This is a genomic window from Schleiferilactobacillus perolens DSM 12744, assembly GCF_001435585.1.
In the GTDB taxonomy this organism is placed as follows: domain Bacteria; phylum Bacillota; class Bacilli; order Lactobacillales; family Lactobacillaceae; genus Schleiferilactobacillus; species Schleiferilactobacillus perolens.
In genome coordinates this window covers 16,316-35,515 of sequence record NZ_AZEC01000007.1, presented here as the reverse complement: position 1 = coordinate 35,515, position 19,200 = coordinate 16,316, and the positions used below count along the sequence as shown (strand labels likewise).

Genomic DNA, 19,200 nt, shown 5'->3' with positions numbered 1-19,200 from the left:
TTCCTCTTTTCTAACTTAAGCCGGGTTAAAACTCGGCATCCCAGGTATCCTGCAACCCACTTTTGGACAACAGGTACAACTCATTATCTTCGGCAGAAATAATCACATAGTCCCCTGCCGGATCACGGTCCAATAACTCAAACGGGTAATATGAACCAAACACCGAGATTGTTTTGGCCTTGGGATCATCGACGCGCACGCTCTTACCAATCAAGTCGTCCCGCGCGGCGTTGTTGTTGCCAGACACGGTGCCTGCCGTCAACAAGAGGATGGCCCGCTGCAATCCATCTGGCAACTGGGTCAATTCGGCCTTCTCGTTGTCCGGTAAAGAAAACAAGGTGAACAGCGGATTCTGTTCCGTTGATTGAATCTTGTTGATAATTCGTTGAATAGACTCTTCCATGATTGATTACACCTCCGCATCCAAACCGCCGTCTAAGCGGAACGTTAAAACCTGACCGGTGAGGGCGCCGTCATCAACTGCTAAGGTCAGGGCCAAGTGCTCGCCCACCAATTCCAAGTTGCCCCGCAACAGCCGCCAGATAAACGCTTGATCAAATATCTTCTGGGCTTGGGCGGACAACCGCACAATCAGGTTGTTATCCAATTGTTGTCCCTGATAGGGTTGCAGAATTTGCCAAAACTGTTGGAATTGGCCGGCCAATTGGGAGTCCATTTGATTACCCATTTGGAACTGCCGCTGCAACGCTAACAAAATCAATTCCAGCGTGTCGTCATAGTTGGCATTGTTGCGTAAAAATGACCGCGCGCTGGAGCGCAACGAAACGTATTGGTTCAGGTTGGGATTGCGCTGCCGATACCGAGCCATGGCTTCCCGCCGTTTGGCCCGTAATTCTGCTTCATTCACGACGCTCACCTCGCATTCCTTGGTACGCTTACATATTACCATGGTAAGCCAGGAAAGCAAGATAAATCGCTTGGAAAAAGCAAAATCGGTCTAAGGGCGGAGAAGTGTTGTCCCTAGTGATTATTGTACCGTTCTACCATGAGAACGCTAGTCATGTGACGAAATTGTCATACCGATAAAGTACTCAGGTACAAAAAGGCTGGAACACACGTTGGACTCCGACCGTCGTGCCAAAGCTGCGCAATCTCCGGTGTCAGGTGGCTGGAACGCTGTGACGGCGCTTGAAGCCCGCAAAGTGCGCGGTCTTCAAGACGCCTAACCACATCAGCGCGCAAAAACCGCGCGCTGTGTGGTTTCCACAGCTGAGCCACCTGACACCTCCGATTGCTCCGCATTGGCACTGGTTTAGTCGTAATTCAAAACCGGTGTTCCAGCATTACTACTACAATTCGAGATTATTGAGGATAAGATGCTACCAAATATGCACGCGTTTTTCAGAATCCATGTACATGCCGTCGCCTGGTTCAACATGGAACGCGTCGTAGAATTCTTGGAAATTGCGCGGTTGCATGTTGGCACGTAGGACATTCGGCGCGTGGGGATCTGTGGCGAGGCGAGCGGTCATGTTGGCTTGGGTGTATTTGCCGCGCCAGACACGGGCCCAGTTGATGAAGAAGGCTTGGGCGTCGTAGTCGGATTCTTTCTTGGCGGCGGCCAGAGCAGCACTCATGCCGCCGAGGTCGGCGACGTTCTCGCCTAAAATCAACTTACCATTCACTTTACCGCCAGCATATGGTAAACCGTCGAATTCGGCCACCATGGCGTCTGTGCGTTTATTGAACTGGGCAAAGTCTTCTTTGGTCCACCAGTTCTTCAAATTGCCGTACTCGTCGAATTTAGCGCCGTTGTTATCGAAGGCGTGGGAAATTTCGTGGGCAATCACCGCCCCGATACCGCCGAAGTTTTGGGAAGTGCTTTGCTTCAAGCTGTAGAACGGTGCTTGTAAAATGGCCGCTGGAAAAGTGATGTCGTTCCGAGATGGGTCGTATTGCGCATTGACTAGGCTGCCCGGCATCCCCCACTCTGTCCGATCTACTGGTTTGACTTGTTTGCTAAACATGTCCCGGGCAAAGATAATGTTGAACGCCCGCGCATTCGCAAACAACGAAGCTTGCCGATCGACTTTCAGCTTGCTGTAAACAGGCCGCAATTTGTCGGGATAGCCGACCTTGACCACGATCTTTTCCAACTTCTTGACGGCACTTTGCCGCGTGGCGGGACTCAGCCACGTATTCGTATTCAGACGCTCTTCGTAAACTGCAATCATCTTTTGAATCATGGTCTGCACGTCTTGACGGGCTTCATCACCAAAGTATTTCTGACCATAATACTGACCGATCACTTCAGCAAAGTAATGGTTGGTCAGATAATAAGCGCTCTTGGCCTGATTGGGTGACTCCTGACTGCCGCTGATGGCCCGATGGAATGTGTCCCCCAACTGGCGAAGATCATCACTCAAGTAACTGGCCACACTGATTAGGTAGTTGATCGTCATCCAGCTGTGCATTGCCGTAAAGGTATTGGGATTAACGATTTTGTTCAGATTTTCGAAGTACCGAGGTTCGGTTACAATGACGGTATCCGGCTTCTCCGGTAACAAATCAGCCAAGAACTTGCTCAAATCCAGGGACTGGGAATGGGCGGTGAAATCGGCATCGGATTCTGGGTTGTACATGGCCGGATAATCGGACCATTCTTCCCCAGATTTGACATACGGGACCAAACTCTTATCGAAAGCCAAGGCCTGATCGGCTGTCAAAACAGCATCGGCCCGCTTTTCACCGGCTGCCATTAACAGTTGGATCGCCATTTCTCGCCATGTCTTCAGCAACGCATCACGGTTAGGATTGCCATCGGCATAATAAGTCGTATCCGGCAAAATTAAGCTGGGGCCGTATGCGTACACCGCATTGTGTGCCGTGTCCTTCATGTCCGGTTCGACGCTTAATACAAAAGGTAACGGGAAGTGTTCGTATAATGCACCGGCCGCATCATTGATCTCACCAAAATCAGTGAGCGCAGAGACTCGTTGGTAATCAGACAGTGCCGGCTTGAAACCTTCGTTGTTGCGCCGATCAAAGTCTAATGCCAATTGAAACAACCGCACGGCTTGTTGCAGCTGAGGTTTGTCGGACGCAGACTCCAATTCGCCCATATTGTTCAGATCGGCAATCAATTGTTTCTCAACAGCAATGCTCAAATCGTTGAAACCGCCAATCCCAGCTCGGTCTGCCGGAATAACAGCCTTCTTTTCCCATTGACCATTGACTGCTTCGTACAAATCATCTTTATATGCGACGCCGCTAGGACCAGTTACTCCCGTATCTGCAGCGAATAAACGGTGCATCATCCGATCACTCCTCTAAGACTTTGTGCCCCACCACTTGCATGGGTACCTCTTTCATTATAACGCGCCGAAATGAGAAGCAAACCAACTGGAAGGCAGAAAAAAACACCGTCTGCCGAAACAGACGATGCTCGCTAGTGCTGCGTTTAATTGAAAATCGTTAAGCCTGCTGCACTATTTGTATCATTGCCATTAATCCATTGATTGGTAGCAACCTGGAACCAGTATTGACCATTGACATATTTTTGTGCTGTGGCCTTCCACTTAGAATTCGTCGGTAAAGTCCGACCAGTGGAGCTGGCGTTTGTACCATAACCATTGTAAAGCGTAGCGCCACCTGATTTTTGAATCGCAATGGTGGTTGTATTATTGATTGGCTGATTGACATTGCCCATACCATAAGGTTGATCCGTCGTGGAGGCATCAATCCATTGGTTAGTGGCCACTTCATACCAGAACTTGCCGTTGGCATAGACTTGGTTGCAAATCTTCCAAGTGGTCCCGATCCCTAAGGAACGGCCAGTACTTGTCTTGCTATCGCCATAACCTGTATAGAGCGTTGAACCACCGATCGTCGTCACTGTGGCATCATCGACCCGGGTATCGACAGGGGCGGTGACGTTGCCATAGCCGTACGGCTGATCAGTTTGGCGGGCTTCAATCCACTGGTTCCTGCCCACTTCATACCAGTACTTGCCATCGACATAGACTTGATCACAAATGATCCAGCGGCTGTTGTTAGCTAGCGTACTGGCATAGGACTTGCTGCTGCCGTAACCGTTGTACAATGGCACACCCGCACTGCCTTTGACCGTGACAATCTTATTGTTTACCGGCGTACTTTGACTTTGGGTGGTGAATAAACCAGTGAAGTCGTAGCTCATATCGACGCTTTGACCGTTGTAATTGCTGGTATATTGCCACGCTGCGGCATTGTCCACGCCAGGCTTGTCGACGCCGTAATTAGCGACCCAAATCGGATAATTACGGGGTAACTTGTTATACCAGAACCAGGATGCCATCGAATAAGTCACCTGGGTGTTATAACCGCGACTAGCGAGTTGTGACTGGAACGTCACGGTATCCGCATAAGGTGTCTGCAACGATGAGTCTTCCACATCGTCCACCATGACGGTGCCTTTACCAAGACCGTATTGTTCGGCCGTATCCGCAAAGAAGTTAGCCTCTGCCTTAGCACCGTTCGCACCATTATATTGCGCGTAATGGTAAAGACTCACCTTCAATCCAGCCGCTTGCGCTGACTTGATTTGTTGGCCTGCCTTCGGATTGATATACGCGTTGCCGCCGGCGCTTTCGGTCAGCTTAACGACGACCCCAGCCACTTGATTGGTGGCTAGATTCTTAAAGAACAGCACATCATCTGGCTGGTAACTTGCGACGTCAGCGAATTGCCCATAGGTAGTCGCTTGGGCGAGTGAATTGAAACCGAATAACGCGATGAAGAATGTCAGAAATGCGGATAAAGCAATGCGTTTCCAACGTTTACTGTGTGACATGCGAATTCCTCCCGAAATGATTCGAACAACCATGACCTGACGCAAAGTGAAAAATCACTGTTGTTCGTTAAAAAAATCTTAATTGACCATTCCAGTATAACCCGCCCTGCCCCTTAGTCTGCATTACGATTGGTTTACAAGAGTCTTAAGACTGAAAAACAGCGAATCGACCCGGATAATCCGAATTAATTCGCTGTCTCTTGGATTAGTTTTCTGGTTTCGGTGCTGGTGCTGACGCCGGATCACGGACCACGATTACCGAACATGGGGAAAACCGTGTGATATGTGCTGCCACAGAACCAATCGTCTTGCGGGCGCCCGGATGGGTTTCAGAACCGACGACAACCAAATCCGGTTTAAATTGCGGAATCATTTGTTCCACGATCACCCGACCGGGTTTGCCCTCACCAATCATTGGTACCACATCCAGAATGCCGGCTTCTTTGGCCTTTTCAACATAAATATTGAGATCTTTAGCAATCTCATTGCGCCGCTCAGCCAATACATCTGGATCCAAGGATTGGAATACATTGAGGTCCCCGGTTTCCAAAACGGACGCAATGGCCAATGGGATGGAATAGATTTTTGCCACCGTGCAAGCATAATCGAATGCAAAGCGGGAAGAAATGAAGTCATCGTCATCAATGGCAATCAAAATCCGGTTAAAGTGGCGCGTGCTGACTGTAAATTTTGCAAGTTGTTCTTGATCCATGAAAAAACACCTACCCTTTCAGCTTCCATTTCCAGTATACGGCGAATCACTGTAAAAGTCCCCGAACTGAAAACGAAAAAAGGACCAGCACCAGCTGATCCCAATTTCTTAGCGGCCAATATCGCGGCCCTTATTTTCTTCGAAATACTTCTTGTAACGCGGAATGTAGTTGTGGAACATGTACTTCAACAATACCCATCGACGGATGTTCATGTCCTTCTTGTAAAAAACGGTCGTACCGTAATGGCCAGAGTCAATCAAAGCTTCGGCTTGCTTTTTGAATTCATTTTCCACCGCATAGTCTTTGAAGAGTTTGACTGGCACGCCCATCCAAAGCACATGTTGGGATTGAATCTTATTGGCGTACACCGTCGGGGCGTCTTTCAAATTTCCAGTGACATAATCATCTACGACGAACCGAGCCAGATTATAACCGGTCAAAGTCACAAAGAAGCTGGAACGACCTTGTCGCAGATTAATTTCAAAGAACTTGAAAGTATTATCCCGGGGATCGTACTTCATGTCGAAATTACAATAGCCGGTCATGTGAATGTCTTCCAAGAATTTTTGGACGACATCATACACATCTTGGTTGTATTCCGGCAAAATCGTCACATAATTACCGATTGCTGCCGGAGTTGGGTCCTCCAACAACGGGTGGCCCAGGCACATCAGTTTCACTTGATGGTCTTTGCTCACATAGGCATTCAGTGTGCGCATGTTGGAGTCGTCGCCGGGAATGAACTCTTGGAGGATCAGATGACTGGTATAGCCATTATCGTAAATTTTGCCGACAATATCTAAGTATTCAGTTTCGGAATGGATGACAAAGGCTTTTTTTCTTCCTGGGAAGTGAATGTCCAACCATTCCACAGAATTAGCCGGTTTGAGCGCTACTGGATAAGTGAATGGGACATCCAAGTTTTGCTTCTTTTCATACATTTCCTTGGTAATGATCTTGGTCTTTGGGAACGGCAACCCGTGGGCCTCCGCCTCTTGGTAAAAGCTTTCTTTGTTGTTGAGTTTACGCAATAAGTCATAATCCACCACGGGGCACACAAAAGTTTGTTCCAAAAAGGTTTTGTGCTTGGCCATCAGCTCCGCGTAAGCATCACCCATTGCCAAAAGGATCACCGGCTCTGAATGGTCCGCATAACGCTTAGCCACCTCATGCATGGTATCAATAAAGACCGGATCTTCTTCGAAGCCATGGTGGAACTCTAACGTCAGAATTTTTGAATAACGCGTGGGTGCGAGCGGATCGCTGGCAATGCAGTGGACCTTAATGCCGTACTCCTCGTGGAACGCCCGCGCCATACCGTAGGCATTCATATCGCTCCCCAGAATGATGGGGGTAAACTTTGGTGTCATCGAGACAACCCCTTATTTTTTGATTCCGATCACACCACTGTGGGTGCAATATACGTAGTGCATTGTACCATATTTAACAGGCCGAATTGACTCTATTTCAGCAAATCTTATACGCAAAAAGTGTTCAATGGGTGCCAAGTAGTTGCTGATAGCGCGTCCAAATTTGATCTTGCAATTGCTTGAGGGAGAAGTGTGTCTGGGCATAGGCCCGCAACGCAGTGCCCTTGGCCGCCAGCGTCCCATGCTGCCAATCGCGGTAGGCCGCTTCTAATTGTTTCTGTAAATCAGTACCGTCACCTGGTTTAAACAAATAGCCCAAATCTGGATGACTAATCAATTTCGGTACATCGCCAACCCAGCTGCTCAAAACTGGCACAGCAGCATTGGCGGCTTCCAACAGGACGAGGGGAAAGCTTTCAGAAATCGACGTGAGTACGGCCAAATCCATGCATGGATATTCTGCATTAATTTGATCCGGTGTCTGCAAACCAGCAAAGGTCACCTGATTGCTAAGGTTTAAGGCGGTGGTCATTCTTTGCAATTTGTCCCGCTCCGGGCCATCGCCGACCAACAGCAACCGGGCGTCCGGCAACTTCGCGGCAGCTAACGTCTGTAATAGCAGCGCGTGGTCCTTGACTGGATGCAGCCGGGCCACGTAAATCATGTTAAACGTATGGTGGACCTGTTTAGCGGGTACGGTATCGCTGAAGTTAATGCCATTACGAATCACCGTCAGCTTGTCGTCTGGAATGCCGAATTGACGCAGCCGCTGATAAAACGGTGTGGATACCGGGAAGAGATAGTCCATTTTGCGTAAACTATTGATGTACAACTTGGTGAAGATTTTCCCAGGAAGACCGCGATCCATAAAATCCAATAATGGATCACTGTGGACCGTGGCCACTTTCAGACAGTGCACGCGGTGCCCCAGCATCCGCAAAAACAACACCGCCCGGGCGCCATGCGCATGAACGATGTCATAATGACCCGCATTAATAAACTGGGCTAATGCTTTGAGAATACCTAAGTTATATCGACGCTGAAAATGAAGCACATGGGTATCAATCCCAGCTGCCCGGGCGGCCTTGGCCACCGGTCCCTCTGCAAATGTTAATAAGCTGACCTGGCGCGAATCCCAGCCAGATAACAGGGAAACAATGTGGGTTAAACCGCCGCCGTTTTCCAGACCCGCATTGATATGGAGAATCTTCATTTTGGTTTCTTTGCCTCCTGGTGAACCACTCTGAGAAACTTGGGCAAGATCAGCATGCGTTTAAACCGGGTCGGTTCTTTCAACAAGCGATAAAACCATTCTAAATGTGCTTTTTGCATGAAGACCGGGGCTCGTTTCACCGTCCCTGACAACACGTCAAAGCTCCCGCCAACTCCCATAAACAATGCGTCTGGCAAATGATTACGCAGCGCAGCAATGAATTGTTCTTGCCGGGGATAGCCCATGGCCGCAAAAACCATATCCGGTTTAGCCGCGATGATGGCTTGATCGACCTGCGTGTCACCCAGTTCGAAGTAGCCATCGTGGGTCCCTACGATTTGCAGTCCGGGAAATTCTTGGGCCGCTTTTTTGGCTGCAGCATCGGCAATGCCTGGCTTAGCACCGATCAAGTAAACTCGATAACCCTGTTGAGCGGCCAACTGCAATAAGTTGACCATCAAATCAAAGCCAGTCACCCGTTCTTTAATCGGGGTGCCTAGAATTTGGGCGCCCTTAACTACCCCAATGCCATCCGCAGTGACAAAGTCCGCTTCATCCACCAGGCGCTGATATTCTGGATGTTCACGGGCGTACATGACGATTTCTGGATTGGCCGTCACAATAAACGTCCCTTGTTCCTGTCGCATTCTTTTGCCAAGGATCGTCATAAATTCAGCCATTGTGTGGTTATCGAAGGCCATTCCGAGTACATTCACGCGTTCCATGACAGTCACCTTCCTAGTTCGTGGCTGCGGTCAAACGCATACCGATCTGTTGCCTGACGCGGCGGAAATGTCCCCAGCACCAACTGGCCCAGGAAAAAGCCGACCAGGATCGTCGCTGTCAGATAATCCAATACGTAACCCGCATAAAGCGAAATGGCAAATGCCATGATGACCCCCATGATCAACGTCACGTTTTTTAACGTGAACAGATCCCGGAACCGGAATAACATCCGCAAGCCTAAAAACAGGATCAAAAGAATATACGGGGCCACCAGCAGTAACATCCCCACCGCGCCGATGGCGTAATACTGCGATACAAAATCCCGTTCGATAAGCCCCATATTGTTCAAACGGATATAACCAAAGCCAAACAGTTTATCCTTTGAATTGTTGTTGATGGCCGAGACACGACGCCAAATCTGCATTTGCAAATAACGATAGTTCATCCGAGAATATGCTGGCCAATGCATGACACCTAACCAGAATTGTGGATCATATTTGGCTGGGTAAGTCTTCGTGACAAACCCCTTATTCAAACCAAACTGATCACGATACTTGTTGATGAACTTAATTTGCTGTTTGCGGGTACCTGTCTTTGTGATCTGATCCAATTGCTTGGCCAAGTGTTTGGTCTTCTTCTTGGTGGGCTTCATCTCTTTTTCCACCACTTCTTCAGAAGCTTGACGGTTTACACTAGGCGCAAAGCGGCTCAGCCCATAAGTCGCAAACAGCGCCACCACGAAGAACAACGCCAAATATTTATTGAAGTGGACTTCCTTTTTGACAAAAGCAAAGAACAAATACACCAAAATGTAGGCCGCCAATGCCAGCATCACACCATATCCAGCAGCCTTTGTGCCCAATTCCTGACAAGCCAGCAAATGCACGCCCATCAGGATACTATTTTTCCAGTTGAAGTTTTTGACGACCACATAAAAAACTAGCGGGGTCAGTAATACGAGAATTGCCCCCGTTGTATTCGCGTGGTTAAAAAAGCCTTTGGAAGCCATACCGTAAAAATCCATGGTTTGGCTTGGTCGAAACCAATCAAAGATCGTGCCGGTAATGCGTTGATGAGGATACTGTTGGAAGATGTTCCCAGTCCCCCAATTACGCAAGTAGGAGCCCAAACTGATCCGCAACACGTTTGTCAAAACGATAGATCCAGAGAAAAAAATCGTTAACCAGTTGATAATATGTTCGAACTGATTGTCCGTGTACTCTGTCCGTGCGGCCACCACGATCATAAACAGCGGGACGAGCATACGCACAATGTAGAATAGTTCGCCGAAAGTGGAATAGCCGAAGTTTCCCGGCACTAATGAATGGAAAGCCATTGCGTTACGCTGATGGAAAATGAAATAAACCCCCAACAGCAGCAAATAGCCGCCGTAAAACCACAGTTCTTTTTTGTTCCGCAGACTGAGCAGATATAACACACCAATCACGGCGATAAATACCAGTCGAATCAGGGTCGCCGGTGACATTCCCAGGAACGTCGCAATCGGCGGTTGATACAGCCAGAAAATGTCTAGGAATGGCTGCAGAATCACGAAGATAAAAACGCAGCGTTTCAGTTTTGTTGCCAACATGAGTCCTCCAATACACACAATTCTTTTAGCGCGCCGCGCCGCTTCGTCGGAAGCGCCGGGTTACCCGCGAAACAATATCTCGCAGTGCATTCTCGCGCAATACCAATAACACAACCAGGTAAACCAAAGTCAGGATAATCGTCTGAAGCACTAAATCGACGAAAAGACTGCCAAAATTAATCGGCAATAACAAACCAATGATAACACTCACTGCTCCAGCAAAAACTATCTTCCACTGATTCGCAAAATATTGCAATAGGGGCAACTCTTTGCGAACCACCCAGATACGCAGTACGCAAACAATCGCCTCAGTAATCACAATCGTAATTGCTCCGCCGATTGCCTTGAAGTGCGGCACTAACAGGAAGTTTAATGAGAGCGATACCACGGCACCAATATAAAACGGGAAAGAATATTTCTTAAAAAGTCCTCGGGAAAGCGTATATTGTGTCGCGTACACACTGCCATAACTGACGATCATAATAATCAAGGCAGAAATAAACAGGACCGGGCCCATGGGGGCAAATTCAGGAGTCCAAAACCACACCACGAATTTGCGTGCATTCACCATAAACGCAGCACTAAAATATGCCCCCGCCAGCAAAGAATAATCCAGCACTTGTCCCAGCAGGCGTTTTACTTCCTTGTGGCCGTTCTCTGAAACCAGCATTTGGGCCATCTTCGGCATCAAAATGGTGCTGACCGACCCCACCATCGTCGTAATCGCCCGACACATCAGTTGACTCTGGGAATAATAGGCCAGCTGGGCGTTCCCCGCTAACCAACCGACAATGGTCTGATCGAAGCTGATGTAAAATTGCAGCGCCATCGCCGGCATTGTCACGGTTAGAGCCGCCCAGAAGTATTGCTTGTTCCAGTGTAATTCGCGAAAGGCCTGTTTCACCGAGAAATAATGGCGTAAGTCAAACCAGAAGACGATATTTGCTAAATACGTGACGGAATTGATGAGTAGATATATCCACAAATCTTCGGGCCGGTGAACGAAAATAAAAATACACGAAACGATTGCCAACTTGATGATCGTGTTCCGCATGACCACCCGCTTGATTTCCCCTAAGCCAATAAATAACCAGGAAACATCCAGCACGTAACCCAGTAAGAAAGGAATTTCCAACAGGAAGTAACCCTTGTAATCCAAGGCAGCCAGGACCACGATGACAAAACCGATGATCGTGATCATACCAACTAAGAATTGAATCAGCCACAATTGAGCAAATTTATGACCCAGTTCCTCTTTCTTTGCCTGGGCGATGGTACGGGCTCCAAATTGGTTCATACCAAAGAGAATAATGACACTTAAAAAGACAGGGGTAGCATTAACGAACGCATTGATCCCCAATGCTTCCTTCCCCAACCGGGCAGAAACATAGGGGACCACGATAATCGGCAGCAATAAAATGATCAGCTGATAGATACCGTTATAGAGAATGTTGACAAAAGTCTTACGCACGATTGGACTCCTTAACTGAGATGTTTGGGCTGACGTTTTGACTGGGCAGGCGGCTGCATATAATCGCCATACATCCGTGTCAAAATCGTATCGTAACCGACGGCGATCGGATACTGCTCTCCGGCAAATGAGCGCATTACCGCGCTGGCCACCTCATCCACATGATATGTTTCCCGGTCCCAGGCATAGGGGCTGCCAAAATTGTAATACATGTAGCCCTTCGTCAGTCCTTGATGCTTTTGAATGTCTCGTAAATAATGGGTCAATAACTGAGATTTGCTGTGCTTAGCCGCCTGTCGCACAAGGATCTTATGAAGCGGACCAAGCTTGGTACCAGATTCTGGATGGCCCATGGCGATATCCAACCGAATTTGATCCAGACGAATCTGTAATTGGTGCAGCCGCCGCCGCGGTTTGCTGGTGTATGTCTTATCAAGGGCAAAGACATCAATAAAGACACCTTGAAAGCCAGTGCCTGCATCCTTTGGTGCATCGGTTCCGCTTAAATCCCATAACAGTTTGTATGTGGGAAAATAATAATTAGGCGTTTGTCCGGGAATAATCAACTTGTAGCGCTTCATCAGATCTGAGTGCTGAACGGCAGTCAAAAACTGGGGAATGTGATCCCGTTTGATCCCGACATCCACATCGTCATCCCAGGGAATAATGTCATGTTCACGCACTGCTCCAATTGCTGAACCGCCGATTAAGAAGAACGGTACTTTAGCGGACAACAATACCCCGCGCAGTTCATGCAACATAATAATCAATTTTTTCTGAGTTTCACTCGCCATCTTGCTGCTCCCTTTGCTGAATCTGTTGATACGCCTTACTAAACCGTCGTGAGGTCAATGCATATTGACGCACATCACGCTGTTTTAAAGCCGGTAAAACTAACTTCATCGCACGAAAAATATTCTTTTGCTTCAAGGCTTGCTTCCCTTGACTGAGATTCAATACCGCTGCTGAAAACTGTTGTTTGACGATGGGATCATTAGCCCGCTTACTGGTCAATAAATCGTTGAGCCGTTGCAGTTCGAGCTCCTCTTCAGGGTATTCGTCTTCGCGGAATGCATGCTGTAAATAGTCTGTGACCAGGAACACCAAGTAACGATCGCCCTGCGTCATGGAATTGTGCCGTAACCGGTACTGGAACAAACGCTGATTGGTGGCGCCAATGCGAAAATCTGCTTTCAGCAGCCGCAACCACAAATCATAGTCCTCCGCTGTGGGCAGCAACCGGTAACTGCCGACACTGCGAATGGTCGCCGTCCGCATTAAAACAGACGGATGAATTAAATTGGACCCAAAAGGCAACAATTGAGCGAGATCTTCCGCTTTTTCTGGAATCCAATCGTGTTGACCGACCACCTGCCCGGTTTCATCAATAAAGTCGGCGTTGGTCGATAGGACATCGAGCCGACGTGCGTTAATGATCCGCATTTGTTCTGCCAACCGGTTGGGGCGGGAGATATCATCGGCGTCCATGCGCGCCAACCAGGGTGCCTGGGCATGTCGAATCGCCCGGTTCAAACTAAATGCCAGCCCAGCGTTACGCTGGTTAGGCAGCAGTCGAATGCGGGCATCTTTTTTCTGCCAGTTTGTGAGCTGGGTATTTAATCGTTCGTTTTGGGGATTGTCCGAGACAATGATCAGTTCAAGGTCGGTGAATGTTTGGCCGAGGATGGACTGGATCGCTGCGTCCACTTGGGCGGCCGTTTCATTGTAGGCGGCCATGATGACACTTATTTGCACCATGAGGGAAAAGTTCCTTTCTGCATGCTCTAATCTGTCTTATTATAGCAAATCTGGCATTTGGTCCGGTAACGGAGGTAAATCTTAAGTTTTCCTTGACTGTTCCGGCGAAAAAAAACACAGGGTAAATACAATCCCCGTGTTGTGCGTGGTTACTTATTGAGTTGGAAAAGTAAAATATCGGTGTTTTGAAATTTTTTGACTGGCGTATAGTGCTGCTGAATGAAGGTGACCGTCATTTTGTCTAGGTGAGCGTCATTCAGATTCGAGGCCGTATAGAGTATCCGTTGGATGGCGATGAACTTAGGGCGGTTATTGGTCAATTTTTGCTTGAACTCCGCGGTTAACTTTGGAAAATAGGTGTAATCCAAAGATGGGAGCGTAAAGAAGCGGGAGTTGGCGAATCGGTCTGAGAGCAAATAGATGTTGGCATTGATGCGATGAATATAGATGGGGTCTTCAGGCCGAGTGCGGGCTTTGATATAGCGGGCCTCTTGGACATCAATACCGGTTTGCCGATAGTTAGGCGTAGTCACAGAAACCTGCATGTTGGTGTGTCCAACGTCTCTGATCCCGAATAATGCAGGCACCATTAATAGCCCGATAATGGCATATTTAACCCGTGCATGCGGTAAGGCCATGCGCAAAATGTCATCGACGCTCAGTGCTGCCATCAGGACCACACTGGGAATCATGGTGATGAAATAATGGGCATAATAACGTCCCGAAAGAATAACGGTCAAAAAATTAACTGCCGCGAAGATGACGATAACTAAACGTAATTGCCACCGGCTGTCTCGTAATCGATCTAAATTCAAGAATGTTGTGAGACCATAAATAATCAGCACAGATGAAATGCCCGTTTTGTTCGCCAACCCAAAGAATCCTTGGGCAGCCAGATAACGATCAGCCCAGGTAGTAGCCAGTGCATATTCAGAATTGACGGTGAAGGTTTGATAGATCATTTGATCAAGATTACCCACCACCAGAGCGTAAATGAATACCAGCACACACACGGCTGCACCACCAAGGAAAATGCCGCCTGCGATTCGGCCGAGCTGTACAAATTCTTTCTGAATTAATAACTTGATCAACAAATAGCCGCAAAAAACAACCCATAGCGTAATCATGTTGGGCCGAATGAAGAACGTAAGGCCGCCGCAAATTCCAATGCTGATCAAGTGCCGCCAGTTCAGTTTGCTGGTCACAATCAATCGGATGAAAAAGTAGAGTGCGATGGTAATTAAAGTCAGGGCAAATTCTTCTGAATAGTCACCAAAGTCAAAAGTGACTACACTCAACGGCGTCGCCAAGAAGAGCAAAACACCAGCCATCAAAGGTCGCTTAGTTAGAAAAACGATCGTCCGAAACATAAATATCAAAGTGACCAAGTAAAAGACACATTCGATCAACCAAATGCCAGAATCATATCGGCCGAAATTAAGACACACACCCAACTGCTGAATCCAGTACAATACAATTCCCTTGTGATCAAACATGTCACGATAAGGCACGAGGCCATGGTTCATCCCCTGCCCAAAATAAAGAAACATGGATGCATCGTGACCTGCAAGAAAGTGAGAAAAGGGTGATGTCCATAAGCTCAGCATCGTGAGCACAAAATTAAGCGTCAAAAATAAATACCCAAGCAGTTTGGGATAAATCCCCTCACCTGTGTTTTCCTCGACTGCATCCAAATCGAAATCCCCCCCGTGATTGGCTATGCTGAGTTTACCAGAACCACTAAAAATTAAAAGTCTTTCTTCCTTGAGAGCCATATTTTCGTATTTGAAAAATGGTCCCAGAATCAATCGATCCCGAGACCATTTCTGATTGTGGCATAGCCTATTTAATCACGCGTGCCCCGTTTCCATCCAGCCATGCGTTGGTACCCACTTTATACCAAGTCGTACCGTCATATTGAGCCGTCATGCTATATTTCCACTTTGAACCGCTCTTAATGATCTTACTCGGTCGGCGCGGACTCTGATAATCGCTCCAAAGGGCAATGCCGCCATTGTTGGCCGCATAAGCTTGTACAATCCCGTTCCGGACCACAGCGCCGGGCTTAGTGAAGCTCATATCGACATCCTTAATCCACAAGTTGGTGTCAATTTGGTAATACGTTGCCCCATTGACTGTCTTTACATCGGTATAAATCCAATGCGACCCAAAGGCGAAATGGCGGCTAGTGGCCCCGCTGCCAGGCTGAACAAAGGCGTTAACGCCGCCTGGTGCGCTAATATACAGGGTCTTCTTCGCTGGCTGTACCGGCGTCGTTGAACCGCCACCAGTACGATCGCCATTCATCAATACTTCACTGGGCGAAGTCAGCATCATGTATTTGACACCATCATGGGCCACGACATTTTCTGCTTCACGATTTGCTGAAATCCGATTTACTTCGACATTCATCCAGTTATTGGCACTGGCCGCCATACTCGGATTATTCGCGTTTTTAGCAAAATTATTCAGATCAATACTGAGATAAGCGGCATTCGAATTGATATACAGTCGATCATTATCAATTGAAATGCCCTGCAATTGGTTGGCCAGAATTGGTTTGATAGACATTCCGAGTTGACTGACAGAATAGTGGCCGCCACCAGTCGGAACCCCGCGCAATGTGATGTACGCTGAGCCATTGGATGTATTCAAAGAAGCGGCCCCCACTGAGTAAAAGTTGCCGTTATTATCAAACGCCAGGGTGTTAGGTTGCGCCTCATATCGCTTCAAGACGGAATCGTACAGATCGAACTTCACTGTCCCCGTGCGCTGTAAGGATTGGGCATTAACCGTGGCCAACTGAATCGGGTGGGTCGCCATGAAGGCAGAATCTGTCCGGCTGTATGCGACGAAGAATTTGACTGTGTCCGTCGCTGGGTCATAGGCCAAACTGCCGCTGGCAAATGCGCCGTCCACATCGGAGAAACGCACGTGGTTAGCCTTAATCAGTGATTGGGGGTTGGTCCGCAGTAATTTCGGGTTCTTGATCAGTGTATCGATGGCAAACGGATCAAGCCGCATAATATACCCTTGATACAAATAACCGCTGGTGGCCCAATTGCTGTTGCGCCGAGAAATCGCGATGTACATATTCCCAGCTTTATCCATGGTCACTCCCTGCGGCGCACCATTACCAAAATAGGTCTGGTTCTTACCGCTGGGATTATTGTTGCTGACAATATCGCCCGCATGTAAGAAGAATGCGGTCCGCCACTTGGCACCAATGTTCGTTCCTGCCGTCACAGTATACGTTCCTGGATTCGAATCGCCATACCCATATTGGTTGTTTTCGATACCTTTAACCCCGCGCGTATCGATCACAGCATTGGAACGTTCCGAGTATACGGGTTGGTTATACCAGTTTTCCGCAGCATAAACGATCGCTGCCGGTGACACCCCAGCCAGGTTGCTGGTGACCACTGCCCCCGCCCCAGCCAACGCCAGCGCAATGCTGGCGGTTATCCAAACTTTTTTCTGCACAAAAATCCCTCCCACAGGACAAGTTTCATTACGCCAACATAATATCATCAAGTATATTTATTCACAACGATTTACACATACGCAAAAAAATACCCCGATGACCGTGAATAATCGATCATCGGGGTAACGATTTTTATTAAGCAACTGGCACTTCTTGCTGCGCTGCTTTTTTTGCTGGATCAGGGACGAACTGCGGTACCGTGTCGTCGATGAAGAAAACTTTGTACCATACTAGGAAGGTGTAGATGACCCAGACCTTGCGGCGGCCATCAATCTTGCCGGCATAGTTATCGTCAATCAACTTCAGAATAGCGTCCTGATCAAAGAATTCCTTCGCCCAGTCCTGGGCAAACAAGTCACGGACCTGCTTGTAGAACTTCTCATCACGCAGCCAAGCGGATACTGGTACCGGGAACCCCAGCTTGGGCCGAGAAGCCCATTCATTAGGCAAGTGACGGTTAGCCGCTTCGCGCATTGCATATTTGGAGTCTTTGCTGTTAAGCAGATACTTTGTCGGAATACCGGCCGCCACCTTGGCCACTTCTTTATCCAAGAACGGGACCCGTAATTCCATAGAATTGGCCATGCTCAGCTTATCGGCCTTGAGCAGAATATCCCCAGCCATGAATTGATGCAAATCCAAATACTGCATCTTCTTCACGTCGTCCTGGTACGACCGGACCCGTTTGTATTTGTCCATGACGACATCATGAACAGGTTCGCTTTGCCGGAAAGCCGGTTGTAATAACTTGTCCGATTCACTTTCATCGAAAATTTTGGCTTGGCCAATGAAGAATTCTTCTGCGGGTGCCGTCGCCGTGTACATTTGCAAACGACCGTGGAAGTTGGGCATCTTGCGTAACCCGTGGGCTAACTTGGTCTTCACACCCTTGGGTAAGTGCCGCAGGCCATCGGAGAAGGCTCGGATGACGTGGGACTTAGAGTGGAACCCATAATCCGCATAACCTGCAAACAACTCATCAGCACCTTCACCAGACAAGATTACAGTCACGTCTTTGGATGCCAATTTAGTCAAGAAGTAAAGCGGTACACAGGACGGGTTGCCATCCGGTTCATCCAAATGATATTGAATCAACGGGAAGTTGGCGAAGGCCTCTTCCGCGGTGACCACATCAGACGTGTTATCCAAGCCCAACTTGTCTGCCAATTCTTTGGCCGCCGTACCTTCATGATACTTCTTGTCATCGAAGCCAATGGAATAGGTGTGTTCCGGCCGCAGAATGCTGGTGATGTAGCTGGAATCAACCCCACTGGAAAGCAGCGAGCCAACCGGCACATCAGAAATACGATGGGCTTCCACAGATTCTTGCACAGACTTGTCAATAGCATCAATGGTCTCATTCAGACTGAGACTATTGGCCTTGAATTCCATATCCCAATACTTCTTGATGTTCAACTCGCCATCATGGTACGTGAAGTAATGGCCTTCGGGAATGCGATAGACATTCTTGAAGAATGTTTCATCCAATCCGGAATACTGGAACGTCAGGTAAGGCTTCAACGCTTCCTTGTTTAATTCTTTCTTAAAATGCGGATTCTTCAAGAAGGCCTTGATTTCTGACCCCACCATGAAGGTATCTCCGTCTTTGTAGTAGTACATTGGCTTGATTCCGAAGAAGTCCCGGGCGCCAAAGAGCGTCTTGATGTTATCGTCCCAAATCAGGAACGCAAACATGCCCCGAATCTTCTTCAACAGGCCCTCCATCCCGTATTCCTCATACCCATGGAGTAAGACCTCGGTATCAGAGTGAGTGGTAAAGATGTGTCCGGCCGCCACCAAGTCTTTACGGATGCTGGCGAAGTTATAGATTTCCCCGTTAAAGATGATGACCCGGCTGCGGTCTTCGTTATAGATCGGCTGCGTGCCGCCCTTTAAATCAATGATGCTCAACCGGCGAAAGCCTAATGCCATTTGATCATTGATATATTCCCCCGAGGAGTTTGGGCCCCGGTGTTTAATCATTTCCATCATGTCCTCGATAACTGGTTTCTTATCGAGGATGGTTTTATCGACAAAGCCGACGATTCCGCACATTTGGCAAAACTCCTTAATATATTCTTA

At 48.2% G+C, this 19,200-nt stretch carries 15 protein-coding genes; all 15 read right to left on the bottom strand.

The window, feature by feature from the left end; all coding sequences use genetic code 11:
- Nucleotides 1–25: 25 nt before the first annotated feature.
- The 15 genes from FD09_RS08995 to asnB all read right to left on the bottom strand — a co-directional run bounded on the left by FD09_RS08995 (nt 26) and on the right by asnB (nt 19,173).
- Nucleotides 26–403 (bottom strand): hypothetical protein, encoded by a 378-nt coding sequence (locus FD09_RS08995; RefSeq protein WP_057820564.1) that lies wholly within the window; start codon nt 401–403, stop codon nt 26–28.
- Between the two features lie 6 nt (nt 404–409).
- Entirely contained in the window at nt 410–868 is a 459-nt protein-coding gene (locus FD09_RS08990) for a hypothetical protein (protein ID WP_157053747.1), read from the bottom strand.
- A gap of 472 nt (nt 869–1,340) precedes the next feature.
- A complete protein-coding gene (locus tag FD09_RS08985) occupies nt 1,341–3,278 on the bottom strand; it encodes a M13 family metallopeptidase (RefSeq protein ID WP_235812255.1) in 1,938 nt (645 codons plus the stop codon).
- 143 nt (nt 3,279–3,421) lie between these two features.
- On the bottom strand, nt 3,422–4,792 hold the full coding sequence (locus tag FD09_RS08980) for a GH25 family lysozyme (protein WP_057820560.1): 1,371 nt from the start codon (nt 4,790–4,792) through the stop codon (nt 3,422–3,424).
- 205 nt (nt 4,793–4,997) lie between these two features.
- Entirely contained in the window at nt 4,998–5,504 is a 507-nt protein-coding gene (locus FD09_RS08975) for a universal stress protein (protein WP_057820558.1), read from the bottom strand.
- A gap of 108 nt (nt 5,505–5,612) precedes the next feature.
- Nucleotides 5,613–6,875 carry a carboxylate--amine ligase gene (locus FD09_RS08970; protein ID WP_057820556.1) on the bottom strand — a complete coding sequence of 421 codons (1,263 nt, stop codon included), beginning with the start codon at nt 6,873–6,875 and terminating at the stop codon, nt 5,613–5,615.
- 124 nt (nt 6,876–6,999) lie between these two features.
- On the bottom strand, nt 7,000–8,088 hold the full coding sequence (locus FD09_RS08965) for a glycosyltransferase family 4 protein (protein ID WP_057820555.1): 1,089 nt from the start codon (nt 8,086–8,088) through the stop codon (nt 7,000–7,002).
- Nucleotides 8,085–8,813: a WecB/TagA/CpsF family glycosyltransferase gene (locus FD09_RS08960; protein ID WP_057820553.1), complete on the bottom strand. Its 729-nt coding sequence runs from the start codon at nt 8,811–8,813 to the stop codon at nt 8,085–8,087. The genes FD09_RS08965 and FD09_RS08960 overlap by 4 nt, the downstream gene beginning before the upstream one ends.
- Nucleotides 8,814–8,818: 5 nt before the next feature.
- Nucleotides 8,819–10,402, bottom strand: a complete 1,584-nt coding sequence (locus FD09_RS08955; RefSeq protein WP_235812254.1) for an O-antigen ligase family protein — start codon at nt 10,400–10,402, stop codon at nt 8,819–8,821.
- A 28-nt stretch (nt 10,403–10,430) separates the two neighbouring features.
- Nucleotides 10,431–11,876: an oligosaccharide flippase family protein gene (locus FD09_RS08950; protein ID WP_057820549.1), complete on the bottom strand. Its 1,446-nt coding sequence runs from the start codon at nt 11,874–11,876 to the stop codon at nt 10,431–10,433.
- 11 nt (nt 11,877–11,887) lie between these two features.
- The gene (locus FD09_RS08945) at nt 11,888–12,670 is read right to left on the bottom strand and encodes a LicD family protein (protein ID WP_057820547.1); all 783 of its coding nucleotides are present in this window, start codon (nt 12,668–12,670) and stop codon (nt 11,888–11,890) included.
- Nucleotides 12,660–13,634, bottom strand: a complete 975-nt coding sequence (locus FD09_RS08940; protein WP_057820545.1) for a glycosyltransferase — start codon at nt 13,632–13,634, stop codon at nt 12,660–12,662. Before FD09_RS08940 ends, FD09_RS08945 begins: the two co-directional genes overlap by 11 nt.
- Nucleotides 13,635–13,783: 149 nt before the next feature.
- Nucleotides 13,784–15,328: a glycosyltransferase family 39 protein gene (locus tag FD09_RS08935; RefSeq protein WP_162261497.1), complete on the bottom strand. Its 1,545-nt coding sequence runs from the start codon at nt 15,326–15,328 to the stop codon at nt 13,784–13,786.
- A 148-nt stretch (nt 15,329–15,476) separates the two neighbouring features.
- Nucleotides 15,477–17,117 (bottom strand): hypothetical protein, encoded by a 1,641-nt coding sequence (locus tag FD09_RS08930; protein ID WP_057820542.1) that lies wholly within the window; start codon nt 17,115–17,117, stop codon nt 15,477–15,479.
- A 136-nt stretch (nt 17,118–17,253) separates the two neighbouring features.
- Nucleotides 17,254–19,173: an asparagine synthase (glutamine-hydrolyzing) gene (gene asnB / locus FD09_RS08925; RefSeq protein WP_057820540.1), complete on the bottom strand. Its 1,920-nt coding sequence runs from the start codon at nt 19,171–19,173 to the stop codon at nt 17,254–17,256.
- Nucleotides 19,174–19,200: the final 27 nt, after the last annotated feature.